This is a genomic window from Rathayibacter sp. AY1A3 (assembly GCF_002930975.1).
Classification (GTDB): domain Bacteria; phylum Actinomycetota; class Actinomycetes; order Actinomycetales; family Microbacteriaceae; genus Rathayibacter.
This window is the reverse complement of the sequence record NZ_PSTO01000002.1, coordinates 47,682-59,970: the sequence shown is the minus strand read 5'-3', so window position 1 is coordinate 59,970 and position 12,289 is coordinate 47,682. Positions and strand designations below refer to the sequence as shown.

Sequence of the window (12,289 nt, the reverse complement as noted above, 5' to 3'; positions counted from 1 at the left end):
TCAGGCGCAGGTGCCCGGTTCCTGCTCCGCGGGGTCGCTGAGGAACGTCGGAGAGAGCGCGAAGCTCGCGTTCAGCGACTCGTCGGCGACCTCGACCCCGGTCAGCGTCAGTCCGCGCGGCACCGAGTCCGCGATGCACACGGACGACGGAGCGAGCAGGTCGCCGGAGACGGCGCCGAAGCGGTCGCGGAAGTCGGTCGCCGAGAAGGTCGCACCGGCGGCGGAGACCTCGGCCGGGGTCAGCCGGATGGCGCCGTCCACGGCGGCGAGCTCCATCCCCACGCCCGCGCCGAGCCGGAGGCCCAGCACCTCGACGGAGGCGGTCACGCGCACGAGCGGAGCGTCCAGCGTCACCTCGTCGACAGGTACGGTGCTGCGCTCGGTGACGAGCCGCGAGACCGAGGCCGCGTCGATCGCGACCGTCGTGCTGCCGGACTCGACCGCTCCGACGCCGCTCACCGGCACCCCGATCAGGGTCGCGGCGACGTCGCCGTCGAGCTCGCCGAACGTCACGTCCGAGCTGCGCAGGTCGAGCCGGTCCAGCCGCCCCGAGACGAGCTGCGGGAGAACGGCCCAGCCGGCGACGTCGACGTCCACCGCCCGGTCCGCGGGCAGTGCGAGCGCCTCGCGGAGGCTCGCGGCGGCGCGGTCCGCGACGGCGCGGCGGGCGAGCGAGTCGCCCACCACCGCCGCGACCACGAGCAGCACCAGCACTACGACGACCACCACGGCCGCGCGTCCCCCGCGTCGGCGCCGCGGCGCCGCCCCCGACGCGCTCACATCCGGTCCGGGGCCGTGACGCCCAGCAGGGAGAGCCCGTTGCGGAGCACCTGCCCGGTCGCCTCGTTCAGGCGCAGCCGGGTCGAGTGCACGGCCTCGACCGGGTCCTCGCCCTGCGGCACGACCCGGCAGTTGTCGTACCAGCGGTGGTAGAGGCCGGCGACCTCCTCGAGGTACCGCGCGACGCGGTGCGGCTCGCGCAGCTCCGCGGCGTGCGCCACGATGCGCGGGAACTCCTGCAGGCCGCCGAGCAGCGCCGACTCGGTCGGATGCACCAGCGTCTCGGGCGCGAACGGCTCGACGGGGACGCCCGACGCCGCGGCCTTCGCCGCGACCTGGCGGGTGCGCGCGTGGGCGTACTGCACGTAGTAGACGGGGTTGTCGTTGCTCCGCTTGGTCAGCAGGTCGAGGTCGATGTCGAGGGTCGAGTCGGCCGAGGAGCGCACCAGCGAGTAGCGCGCGGCGTCCACGCCGACGGCCTCCGTGAGGTCCTCCATCGTGACGACGGTCCCCGCCCGCTTGGACATCCGGACCGCCTCGCCGTCGCGGAGCAGGTTGACCAGCTGGCCGATCAGGATCTCGAGGTTCACGCCCGGGGTGTCGCCGAACGCCGCGCACATCGCCATCATCCGGCCGATGTAGCCGTGGTGGTCGGCGCCGAGCATGATGATCGCCCGATCGAAGCCGCGCTCGCGCTTGTCGAGGTAGTAGGCGAGGTCGCCCGCGATGTAGGCCGCCTCCCCGTCGCTCTTGATGATGACGCGGTCGCGGTCGTCGCCGAACGAGGTGGTCCGCAGCCAGGTGGCGCCGTCCGCCTCGAAGATGTGCCCGAGCTCGCGGAGGCGCTCGATCGCGCGGTCGACGGCACGCGACTCGTGCAGGGAGTTCTCGTGGAAGTACACGTCGAAGTCGACGCCGAACTCGTGCAGGCTCTGCTTGATCTCGCCGAACATCAGCTCGACGCCGATGGAGCGGAAGGTCTCGGCGAGCTCCTCCTCGGGCAGGACGGCGAGGTCGCCCGGGTAGGCGGCGGCGACGCGCTCGGCGATGTCGCCGATGTAGGCGCCGCCGTAGCCGTCCTCCGGGGTCGGCTCGCCGCGGTGGGCGGCGAGGAGGCTCCGCGTGAAGCGGTCGATCTGCGCGCCGTGGTCGTTGAAGTAGTACTCGCGGGTCACCTCGGCGCCCTGCGAGAGGAGCATCCGTGCCAGGCTGTCGCCGACCGCCGCCCAGCGCGTCCCGCCGATGTGGATGGGGCCGGTGGGGTTGGCGGAGACGAACTCGAGGTTCATCCGGACGCCGGCGTAGGCGGACCCGGTGCCGTAGGCCTCGCCCGCCTCGACGATCGCGCCGGCAAGGGCGCCCGCGGCCGCGGCCTCGAGCCGGACGTTGAGGAAGCCGGGACCGGCGACCTCGACCGTGGCGACGCCCTCGACCGCGCCCAGCCCCTCGGCCAGCTCGGCGGCGAGCTCGCGCGGGTTCGCGCCGACCCGCTTCGCGAGCTTCATCGCGATGTTCGAGGCCCAGTCGCCGTGGTCGCGGTTCTTCGGGCGCTCCAGCACGACGTCCGAGAGCTCGACGCCCGCAACACTCCCCCGTCGCTGCACGGCGTCGAGGACGAGGGCGTGCAGGGAGGCGGCGAGCTGTTCGGGAGTCACGGGGAGCGATTCTACCGGCCGCCGCGCCCGCGCCCCCCGTCCCTCCTGCACCGCGGGGCCGCTCGGCAGGGCGGCGTTGCTAGGGTGCGACGCATGCGCCGTCCCGCCGCCCTCCTCCTCGTCGCCCTCGCCGCGGCGGCCCTCTCCGGCTGCTCCCCAGCGGCCGACCCGGAGCCGAGCGCGAGCGGCGCCGTCAGCGGCACGCCGATCCCCCTCGCCTGCGAGCAGCTGGTCCCGGCCTCGGCGCTCGCGGGCCTGTGGGGCGGATTCTCCCCGGACGACGGCATCGGGACCACCGCCGTCTCCGAGGAGATCGCCCAGTACGACGGCCTGGTCTGCGGATGGTCCGACGATTCGGGCGCCGAGCTGCAGCTGGCCGTGGCCCACCTCGACCCCGCGGTGATCGAGGCGCTCAAGAACGAGTTCTTCACCACCAGCAAGGCCGTCCCCACCTACGGCAAGCCGCCGGAGATCGAGGGCTACTACCAGGTGGCCGAGGGGCGGGGCGTCGCGGACGCCTTCGTCGGCGAGTACTGGATCGAGGCGTCCAGCGCCTCCTTCGTCGAGCCGGGCGACCCCGAGCCGCTCGTGCGGTCGGCGATCGGCGTCCTCGCCGGCTGAGCCCCGGCGTCAGCCCAGGCGCACCGGCGAGACGTGGTCGTCGACGAGCGCCGCGTCGCAGTCGGCCTCCACGCTCATCCCGGTCAGGCGCAGGTCCGTCAGGTAGCTGCTGAGGAACGCGGTGTCGGCCGTGTCCCGGCCGGACGAGATGCGCAGCATCGACCCGCGCGGAGCCAGCCGGGTCGCGTCCACGACGTGCCAGGCGCCGCCGACCCAGGCCTCCGTGACAGCGTGGAAGTCCCGCGGCTCGAGGCCCGGCGCGTAGACCGCTGTCACCCGAGCGGGGATGTCGAGAGCACGGAGGAGCCCGGCGACCGTGTGCGCGAAGTCCCGGCACACGCCCTGGCCGCTCTCGATGACCTGCGCCGCTCCCCCGGTGCCGACCGTCGAGCCGTAGACGTACGACAGGTGGCCGTGCACCCATTCCTCGACGGCCGTCAGCGCCTCGAAGCCCCGGGCCCGCCCGAACTCGCGCCGGGCGATCCCTCCGAGCACGTCCGCCTCGGCGTACCGGCTCGGCCGCAGGTACTCGACGAGCTCGAGCTCGCTCGGCTCGTCCGGAGCGCCGTGGCCGGCGACCCGCGCCCGGTACTCGACCCGCAGGTCGCCCTCGTTCCCCGCGACGCGGTGCACGCGGGCGCCGTGCCGCGCCGGGAACTCCCGCACCGGCACGTCCTGCCCGTCGAGCCGGACGGTGAAGGAGTCCTCGAACGAGTCGCCCGTGGGCGTCGCCGCCACCAGGAAGATCAGGTCGGTCGGGCCGTTCAGACGCAGATCCAGCGAGGCGGAGACAGTGCGCAGCATGGCTCCATCGTGGCATGCGCGAGGACCGCTCCCGGCGTCGGGGCCTGCCCCGCCCGGGTGCTAATGTGGTCAGGCACTCCTGGCCCCCATAGCTCAGGGGATAGAGCACTGCCCTCCGGAGGCAGGGGCGTAGGTTCGAATCCTACTGGGGGCACATCGGCGGTCCTCCGCTCTCCTCCCTCGCACATGGGCGCTCAGCTCCGGTGCTCGACGCCCCTCGAGGCGCACCCCTCCACCACGGACCGAGCGGCGTCACCCGGTGGGCGACCGAGTCCGACCGTGGCGCTCCTCACCCGGCGCTCCGACCCTCCCCGGACAGCACGAAGGCCCGCGATCGTCGATCACGGGCCTTCGGAACGTTCACCACCGGCACTCGGCCGGTCGGGCTCACTCGTAGAGGTGGAAGGTGCCGGCGCAGTCGGCCGAGCAGAAGCCGTCGCGGCGACGGGCCGAGGCCGCTCCGCAGGCTTCGCAGCGGCGGCGTCCGAGCATCCGCGAGATCAGGCTCTGAGGCGCCGACGCGACCACCGAGACCGGGGTGTCGGGGCGCACGGGGGCTCCCGTGGTCGAATCGAGCTGGATCCCAGCGGTGTCGAGCGTGGCGCGAAGCATCCGTGTTCCTTCCGATCGGTGAACCATGTGCGAGCACTGTATTGCCAGTCCCTGAGATTCTGCGAAGGGCTTGACGCGGCTCGCGATCGAGAGTAGCCGAAATCGACACCTGTCGGTCAGTCGGGATCGACCCGGGGAACGACGAACAGCCGCGCCCCCTCCTGGCGGAGAGAGGCACGGCTGTTCGGGTGTCGGGGATCGGTGGGCGGACGACGCCGGAGCTCATGGGAGCGGGGCGTCGGGCCCGGAACGACCGGGAAGTGGGCCTAGTAGGCGCCGCTGGCGCTCCGGGTGTCGATCGCCACCGTCGATGCGGGAACCGGCACCGTTCGCAGGGCGGGGAGCGAGGCGCTCCTGCCCGTGCGGAATGGCAGCAGGACGAGCATGACGGGGAGAAGGACGATCCACAGGAGGACCGACAGCGCGAGACGCGCCCAGATGGAAAGAATATTGAGCATGTTTGTGCCGCCTTCGGGTGACGGTAGAGGTGAACTTCGCGAACAGTATCATCGGGCCGACGGGGGGAGAAGAGTAGAATTGCGCCACTGATCGCGCCTCTCCCGCCACGCCCCCGAGCGGTCTGTTGCTCCTCATTCGTCGCCCAGCGCCGATCGGATGGGTCGATCCCGCATCCGATCGACACACGGCCCGCCCAGTGCGTCCTCCTGGGAGCCGGGCCGTAGGGTGAGCGCGTGAAGATCCTTGTCGTCGAAGACGATCCAGCCATGGGTGAGGCCCTCGTCGGCGGCCTCGAAGACGCCGGCTACGAGGCCGTGCTGACCACGAACGGCATCGACGCGCTCGTCGCGTTCAGCAATGCCGAGTTCTCGGCCGCCATCGTGGACGTCATGCTCCCGGCGATGTCGGGCTTCGAGATCTGCCGCCGGATCCGCGAGCTCGGCCGGCCCACGCCGATCATGCTGCTGACCGCGCGGGACGCGATCGAGGACCGCGTCTTCGGGCTCGACGCCGGAGCGGACGACTACCTGACCAAGCCGTTCGCGTTCACCGAGCTCAACGCGCGCCTCCGGGCCCTCCTGCGCCGCAGCCCGTCGCTGATGTCCACCTCGATCGACGTCGGACGCATCACCGTGGACGGATCGAGCATCCGGCGCACCGCCGACGGCTCGCGCATCCACGTCAGCCCGAAGGAGCTCGAGCTCCTCAAGCTCCTCATCACTCCCGTCGGCTCCGTCGTGACCCGCCAGCGGATCCTCTCCGAGATCTGGGGCGGCGGCGAGATCGTCGACAACAACATCGTCGACCAGTACGTCAGCTACCTGCGCAAGAAGCTCCCGACCGAGGACACGGGCGTCAGCATCGTGACCGTCCGCGGCAAGGGCTACTTCCTCCGCCCGGTCGAGTAGCCCGTGTCGCGGATGAGCACGGCACGCCGCAGGGTCGGCGCGCTCTCGATCCGCGCGAGGATCACCGTGGGAACGGTCGCTGTGGCGACCGCCCTCTTCGCGCTCGCGGCGCTGCTCTTCTACCAGGTGGTCACCGGCATCGTCGACCGCAGCGAGCGGACGATCCTGATGTCGATCGAGGACGAGGTGCGCCGCGACATCTCGGCGGGCAACGTCCCGCGCACGCAGGGCTCGTCGACGGGCCAGCTGTTCCTCGCCCTCGCTCCCGACGGGAGCGTCAGCACCTCGACCATGCCCTCGCGCCTGAGCGGCGAGGTGCTCAGCGCTCTGGCGGAGGAGCCCGCCGACACCTCGCCCCGGTACGCCGACGTGACGACGGCGAACGGCAGCTACCTGGTCCGCTTCACGGCCATCGAGAGCGATCGCGGCGTCTGGCAGGTCGCGTCCGCGCGCGACCAGGCCGCGTCGCAGCTCGTCCTCGACGACTTCGCCCACGTGCTCGTCTACGCCGCGATCTTCCTCGTCGTCACGTTCGGGCTCGCCTCGTGGATCCTGACGGGCGCGGCCCTCGCCCCGGTGCGGCGGATGCGGGCGCGCGCGGATCAGATCGCCGCCGAGCCCGGGCAGGGCGACCAGCTCCCGGTCGTCGGCACGCGCGACGAGATCGACGAGCTCGCGGTGACGCTGAACGCGTTCCTGACCAAGCAGACCGCGTCGCTGGCCCGGGAGAAGCAGATGGTGTCGGATGCGAGCCACGAGCTCCGCACTCCCCTCGCCGCGCTCTCCGCGCAGCTCGAGATCGCCCACCACCGCGTCGACGACCCGGTCGCGGTCGACCGGGTCATCCTCGACGCGCAGAAGAGCGTCGACCGGCTGGTGCGCCTCGCGTCCGCCCTGCTCGACATCTCGCGCATCGAGAGCCGCACTGTCCGCCCGACCGCTCCCTTCGCCGAGCTCGTCGACGAGCTGGTGGGCGCCGTCGACCGCACCCGCCTGCTCGCCTCGGAGTCGGGGGTGGAGATCGACTACGAGATCGACGAGCGCGAACCGGCGCGGCTCTACGCGGTCGCGTCCCAGGACTTCGGCCGGGTGATCGACAACCTCGTGAGGAACGCGATCCAGGCGATGAACGGCGGCGGCATGATCGTCGCCTCCCTCTCGCAGTCGGACGGGCGCCTGATGCTCAGCGTCTCGGACGACGGACCGGGGATGCCCGACGCCTTCATCCCGGTCGCCTTCGACCGCTTCTCCCGCCCGGACGACTCCCGGACCCTCGCCTCCGGCGGCAGCGGTCTCGGACTGGCCCTGGTGCACACCACCGTGCTCTCGGCCGGCGGGACGGTCGCCCTGGTCAACCGCTCCCCCCGGGGTCTCGCGGTCGACATCGTCCTCCCGCCCGTCGGCTCCGCCTGAGCCGCCCCGCCCCGGGAACGACGAAGGCCCCCGGCGGACCGGGGGCCTTCGTGGAGGATCGTCAGCGCGGGTCGTCCTCGGGGCGGACGGGCTGCGGCTGCGGGTCGCCGACCGCGGCGGGCGGCGGAGCCCAGGTCGTTTGCGGCGCCTCCGCCGGGGAGGTGCCGACGTCGAGCAGGTTGCGCGCGCGGTTGACCACCTCGGGGTCCACGAGCACGGAGTAGCTGGTCGCGATCACCTGCATGGTCGAGGTGAAGTCGCGACGGCGGCGGTTCACGGCGTAGGAGGCGAGCCCGAAGAGCATCCCGAAGCCGGCGCCGAGGAGGACCGCCGCGATGAGGAAGGAGAGCTCCGTCGTCGGCGAGAAGATGATGAGCAGGAGGCCCAGGAAGACGCCGAGCCAGGCGCCGGAGGCCGCTCCGGCGAGGGCGACGCGGCCCCAGGTCAGCTTGCCGGTCACCCGCTCGACGCTCTTGAGCTCGTTGCCGATGATGGCGAGCTGGCGCACCGGGAAGTCGGCGCGGGCGAGCACGTCGACGGCGGCCTGCGCCTCCTGGTACGTGTCGAACGTGGCGAGGATCTCCCCGCGCGGGATCGTGGGGAAGGCCGGCCCTCGGCCGCTGAACGGCGTCTGCTGAGTCACCCGGACAGAATCGCACAGGCCACTTGAAGGTCTCTGAACGGATTCGGAGAACCGGCCGAGGGCGAGCCGGGAACGCTCGGCGTCCGCCCGGCTGCACGGGACTAGGTTTGTAGCCGTGAGTTCCGCCAGAGTCTTCGTCGCGCGCTTGGCCGGATGCAGTGTCTTCGACCCGGCCGGCGATCGCGTCGGCAAGGTCCGCGACGTGCTCCTGGTCTACCGGCAGAACGACGCCCCGCGGGTGGTCGGCCTGGTGGTCGAGATCCCCGGGCGCCGTCGCGTCTTCGTGTCGATCGGCCGGGTCACCAGCATCGGCAGCGGCCAGATCATCACCACCGGGCTCATCAACGTGCGCCGCTTCGAGCAGCGGGGCGGCGAGGTCCGCGTCATCGCCGAGCTCCTCGGCCGCCGGGTGACCTTCGTGGACGGCTCCGGTGACGCGGTCGTCGAGGACGTCGCGATCGAGGAGGCCGCTCCCGGCGAGTGGGAGCTCGCGCAGCTCTTCGTCCGCCGGCCCAAGACCAGCCCCTCCCCCTTCGCCAAGGGCGCGACCGCCTTCGCCGGCTGGCGCGAGGTCCGCGAGAGCGTCTCGACCGAGGCGCAGTCCGCCGAGCAGTACGTCGCCAGCCTCTCCGAGCTCAAGCCCGCCGACCTCGCCAGCACGCTCCTCGATCTGCCGCAGCAGCGGATGCTCGAGGTCGCCGGCGAGCTCTCGGACGACCGCCTCGCGGACGTGCTCGAGGAGATGCCCGAGAGCGAGCAGGTCGAGATCCTCGGCCGGCTCGACGACGACCGCGCAGCCGACGTCCTCGACCAGATGCAGCCGGACGACGCGGCCGACCTGATCGCCCAGCTCTCGGAGGAGCGCGGCGAGGCGCTCCTGGAGCTGATGGAGCCGGAGGAGGCCGACGACGTCCGCATGCTCCTCACCTACGCCCCGGAGTCCGCCGGCGGTCTGATGACCACGGAGCCGATCATCGTCTCCTCCGAGGCGACCGTCGCCGAGGGTCTCGCCCTCATCCGCCGCCACGAGCTCGCCCCGGCCCTCGGCGCCGCCGTCTGCGTCACACTGCCGCCCTACGAGCCGCCGACCGGCCGCTTCCTCGGCATGGTGCACTTCCAGCGGATGCTCCGCTACCCGCCGCACGAGCGCCTCGGCACCCTGCTCGACCAGAGCATGGACCCGATCACGCCCGAGACCTCGGCGGCCGAGGTCGCCCGGATCCTGGCCAGCTACAACCTCGTCTCGGTGCCCGTCGTCGACGCGTCCCACCGCCTCGTCGGCGTCGTGACCATCGACGACGTCCTCGACTACCTCCTCCCCGACGACTGGCGCAGCCACGGCGACGACGACGAACCGAGGAAGCCGGTGACGACGGCGACGCAGGGCGTCCCGCTCGTGCCGCCGGCACCCGCGGCGACAGGCAGGACACGACGGGGACGGAGGGGCGCGCGTGGCTAGGGACACCAAGCAGGACCGGCGCCTGGACGCTCCCAAGGGCTTGCGCACCCGCGTCCTCTCGCGGCGGAACCGCCCGAGCAGCGACCGCTTCGGCCGCCTGACCGAGTCGTTCGCCCGCGGCATGGGCACGCCGTGGTTCCTGGTCGGGATGACGATCTTCTGCGTCTTCTGGCTGATGTTCAACACCTACGGGCCCGCGGACGCTCGCTTCGACTCTCAGGCCCTCGGCTTCACGGTGCTGACGCTGATCCTCTCGCTGCAGGCCTCCTACGCCGCGCCGCTCCTGCTGCTCGCGCAGAACCGACAGGACGACCGCGACCGCGTGCAGATCGAGCAGGACCGGCAGCGGGCCGAGCGCAACCTCGCGGACACCGAGTACCTCGCGCGCGAGGTCGTGGCCCTGCGCCTGGCGATCCGCGACATGGCGAGCAAGGACTTCATCCGCTCGGAGCTGCGCGGCCTGCTCGAGGAGCTCGAGAAGGATCGGGCGCAGGAGCCCGAGCGGCGCGATGCCTGACGTCGCCGCCATCGAGACCGCCGTCAGGACGGCGCTGGCCCGGGTCGTCGATCCGGAGATCCGGAAGCCCATCACCGAGCTCGACATGCTCGAGTCGGTCGAGGCGGCCGTCGACGGAGCGGTCCGCGTCGCGATCCGGCTGACCATCGTCGGCTGCCCGGCCGCCTCCGCGATCGAGCGCGACGTACGCGAGGCCGCGGCCTCGGCTCCCGGAGTCACGGCGGTCGACGTCGTGGTCGGAGTCATGACGCCGGCGCAGCGCACCGCCCTCACCGAACGCCTCCAGGGCGGCCGCCGGAGCATGCCCTTCGGCCCGGACTCGCTCACCCGCGTGTACGCGGTCACCAGCGGCAAGGGCGGCGTCGGCAAGTCGACCGTCACCGCCAACCTCGCGGTCGCCCTCGCTCAGCGGGGTCTCGCGGTCGGCCTCGTGGACGCCGACGTGCACGGCTTCTCCATCCCCGGCCTGCTCGGCCTGATGCACGACGGGCGCGTCGCGGGACCCACCCGCGTCGGCGAGCTGATGCTGCCGCCGGTGGCGCACGGCGTGAAGGTCATCTCGATCGGGATGTTCCTCGAGGGCGACACCCGGGGGGCGGCCGTCTCCTGGCGCGGGCCCATGCTGCACCGCACGATCTCCCAGTTCCTCACCGACGTGTACTTCGGCGACCTCGACGTGCTCCTGCTCGACCTGCCTCCCGGCACGGGGGATGTGGCGATCTCCATCGGGCAGCTGCTCCCCCATGCGGAGGTCCTCATCGTCACCACGCCGCAGCCGGCGGCCGCCGACGTGGCCGAGCGCAGCGGCGCGCTCGCCCGCCAGTCGGGTCAGCGCATCGTCGGAGTGGTCGAGAACATGTCCGGACTCCCCCAGCCCGACGGCTCGGTGCTGGAGCTCTTCGGCAGCGGAGGCGGCGCCGAGGTCGCGCGTCGGCTCACCGCGGCGGGCGACGAGGTGCCGCTGCTCGCGTCGCTGCCGATCTCCGTCGCGCTGCGGGCGGGGGGCGATGAGGGCGTGCCCGTCGTCGTCGGCGATCCGGAGGATCCTGCTGCCCGGGCGATCGACGCCCTGGCGGCGACGCTCGCCGCGCGGCCGCGGGGACTGATCGGCCGTCGGCTTCCGCTCGCCGTCGGCTGACGCCTCCGCGCGGCTTGGTGCGGACGGCGTCGGTCGGGACGCCCGCCCGGCGCTCCTCGCGGAGCAGGGCTCAGGTGGCCTCGGAGTCGATCGGCGGCGGCGCGACGCTCGAGAGCGTGCCGGACGAGACGGAGCGCTGCATCGTCGTGTAGTAGCTGTCCTGCGCGGAGCCGGTGCCGCCCGGCACGACCGGAGCGGCGACAGCGGTGGGCGGCTTCACGGTGGGGACCGGGTCGTCCTCGAGCAGGGCGTCGCGAATGATGCGGCGGGGATCGTACTGGCGCGGGTCGAGCTTCTTCCAGTCGACGTCGTTGAACTCGTCGCCCATCTCGTCCTTGACGCGCTCCCGGGCCTGCGTGGCGAATCCGCGCACCTTGCGCACGAGCTGCCCGAGCTGGGCGGCGTAGTGCGGGAGGCGGTCGGGACCCAGCACGAAGACGGCGATGACCCCGATGATGAGGAGCTTGTCGAACGTCAGACCGAACACGAGGACAACACTAACCCGCCGCGCCTCCCTCGCGGAGCCCGCGCGCCACCGTACCCTGACGATGCCCGGGCGCGATCCGCCCGGTGCACCGATCAGAGGAGCGCCCCCGTGTCCGACAAGGATGCCAACTGGAAGTACGCCGAGGACGCGGTCGTCGAGTCGGAGGCCATCGCCTCGGCCCGCCGGCTCTCGGTCGAGCTGGGCATCGACGCCGTCTCCCCCTCGATCGGCGCGCAGGCCGCGCTGGTCGCCGCCGCGGCGCGCGCGACCTCCATCATCGAGATCGGCACCGGCACCGGAGTGAGCGGCCTGTGGCTGCTCGACGGCGCCCCCGAGGCGATGCTCACCTCGATCGACTCCGAGGCGGTGCACCAGCAGCACGCGCGTACCCAGTTCCACGAGGCGGGCATCTCGCCCAACCGGCTGCGGCTCATCCCGGGCCGCGCCCTCGAGGTGCTGCCCCGGATGAACGAGAACTCCTACGACATCGTCTTCGTCGACGGCGATCCGCTGCAGGTCATCGAGAACGTCGAGCACGCGCTGCGGCTCGTCCGTCCGGGCGGGACGGTCCTCGTCCCCCACGCGCTCTGGCGCGGACGCGTGGCCAACCCCGCGCAGCGCGACGAGATCGCGACGGCGTTCCGCACGCTGGTGGCCGAGGTCTGCGCCTCCCCCGCCGTGGTCAGCGTGCTCTCGCCGATCGGCGACGGCCTGCTGCAGGCCAACAAGCGCCGCGCCTGACGAGCGCGGTCGACCGGGGACAGACGGAACGCCCGCCGCACGGTGTGCGACG

Annotated in this window: 14 protein-coding genes and 1 tRNA gene; 8 read left to right on the top strand and 7 right to left on the bottom strand. The window is 72.4% G+C overall.

Annotation, left to right across the window (positions count from 1 at the left end):
* Together C5C10_RS01320 and argS are read right to left on the bottom strand one after the other, a co-directional pair.
* A complete protein-coding gene (locus C5C10_RS01320; RefSeq protein ID WP_104262485.1) occupies positions 1–729 on the bottom strand; it encodes an LmeA family phospholipid-binding protein in 729 nt (242 codons plus the stop codon).
* Positions 730–776: 47 nt separating this feature from the next.
* A complete protein-coding gene (argS, locus tag C5C10_RS01315) occupies positions 777–2,435 on the bottom strand; it encodes an arginine--tRNA ligase (RefSeq protein ID WP_104328324.1) in 1,659 nt (552 codons plus the stop codon).
* A gap of 93 nt (positions 2,436–2,528) precedes the next feature.
* Here argS and C5C10_RS01310 point away from each other — a divergent pair, with 93 nt between their 5' ends.
* The gene (locus C5C10_RS01310) at positions 2,529–3,056 is read left to right on the top strand and encodes a hypothetical protein (RefSeq protein WP_104237561.1); all 528 of its coding nucleotides are present in this window, start codon (positions 2,529–2,531) and stop codon (positions 3,054–3,056) included.
* A gap of 9 nt (positions 3,057–3,065) precedes the next feature.
* On the opposite strand, the gene C5C10_RS01305 is transcribed toward C5C10_RS01310, so the two are convergent.
* A complete protein-coding gene (locus tag C5C10_RS01305; RefSeq protein WP_104232730.1) occupies positions 3,066–3,860 on the bottom strand; it encodes a transglutaminase family protein in 795 nt (264 codons plus the stop codon).
* Positions 3,861–3,942: 82 nt separating this feature from the next.
* Here C5C10_RS01305 and C5C10_RS01300 point away from each other — a divergent pair.
* Positions 3,943–4,014, top strand: a tRNA-Arg gene (locus C5C10_RS01300).
* A gap of 233 nt (positions 4,015–4,247) precedes the next feature.
* Here the strand turns inward: C5C10_RS01300 and C5C10_RS01295 are convergent.
* Together C5C10_RS01295 and C5C10_RS01290 are read right to left on the bottom strand one after the other, a co-directional pair.
* Complete coding sequence (locus tag C5C10_RS01295; RefSeq protein WP_104249561.1) at positions 4,248–4,472, bottom strand: hypothetical protein; 225 nt, start codon at positions 4,470–4,472, stop codon at positions 4,248–4,250.
* Between the two features lie 266 nt (positions 4,473–4,738).
* Positions 4,739–4,930, bottom strand: coding sequence for a hypothetical protein (locus C5C10_RS01290; RefSeq protein ID WP_104328323.1), 192 nt, complete (start codon positions 4,928–4,930; stop codon positions 4,739–4,741).
* Positions 4,931–5,164: 234 nt separating this feature from the next.
* Between C5C10_RS01290 and C5C10_RS01285 the strand changes: the two genes are divergently transcribed.
* Complete coding sequence (locus C5C10_RS01285) at positions 5,165–5,839, top strand: response regulator transcription factor (protein ID WP_258059273.1); 675 nt, start codon at positions 5,165–5,167, stop codon at positions 5,837–5,839.
* A 12-nt stretch (positions 5,840–5,851) separates the two neighbouring features.
* Complete coding sequence (locus tag C5C10_RS01280; RefSeq protein WP_146076469.1) at positions 5,852–7,252, top strand: cell wall metabolism sensor histidine kinase WalK; 1,401 nt, start codon at positions 5,852–5,854, stop codon at positions 7,250–7,252.
* Between the two features lie 61 nt (positions 7,253–7,313).
* Here the strand turns inward: C5C10_RS01280 and C5C10_RS01275 are convergent, their stop codons facing one another.
* Entirely contained in the window at positions 7,314–7,895 is a 582-nt protein-coding gene (locus C5C10_RS01275) for a general stress protein (RefSeq protein ID WP_258060342.1), read from the bottom strand.
* 115 nt (positions 7,896–8,010) lie between these two features.
* On the opposite strand from C5C10_RS01275, the gene C5C10_RS01270 reads away from it, so the two are divergent.
* From C5C10_RS01270 to C5C10_RS01260, 3 genes are read left to right on the top strand one after another with little or no spacing between them, the layout of a single operon-like run.
* A complete protein-coding gene (locus C5C10_RS01270; RefSeq protein WP_104222992.1) occupies positions 8,011–9,354 on the top strand; it encodes a magnesium transporter MgtE N-terminal domain-containing protein in 1,344 nt (447 codons plus the stop codon).
* A complete protein-coding gene (locus C5C10_RS01265; RefSeq protein ID WP_104222991.1) occupies positions 9,347–9,871 on the top strand; it encodes a DUF1003 domain-containing protein in 525 nt (174 codons plus the stop codon). Before C5C10_RS01270 ends, C5C10_RS01265 begins: the two co-directional genes overlap by 8 nt.
* Positions 9,864–11,009, top strand: a complete 1,146-nt coding sequence (locus C5C10_RS01260) for an Mrp/NBP35 family ATP-binding protein (protein WP_104328322.1) — start codon at positions 9,864–9,866, stop codon at positions 11,007–11,009. The genes C5C10_RS01265 and C5C10_RS01260 overlap by 8 nt, the downstream gene beginning before the upstream one ends.
* Before the next feature lie 70 nt (positions 11,010–11,079).
* Here the strand turns inward: C5C10_RS01260 and C5C10_RS17470 are convergent, their stop codons facing one another.
* Entirely contained in the window at positions 11,080–11,496 is a 417-nt protein-coding gene (locus tag C5C10_RS17470) for a twin-arginine translocase TatA/TatE family subunit (RefSeq protein ID WP_146079582.1), read from the bottom strand.
* Positions 11,497–11,604: 108 nt separating this feature from the next.
* Between C5C10_RS17470 and C5C10_RS01250 the strand changes: the two genes are divergently transcribed.
* Complete coding sequence (locus tag C5C10_RS01250) at positions 11,605–12,237, top strand: O-methyltransferase (RefSeq protein WP_104328321.1); 633 nt, start codon at positions 11,605–11,607, stop codon at positions 12,235–12,237.
* The last annotated feature ends 52 nt before the right edge of the window (positions 12,238–12,289 follow it).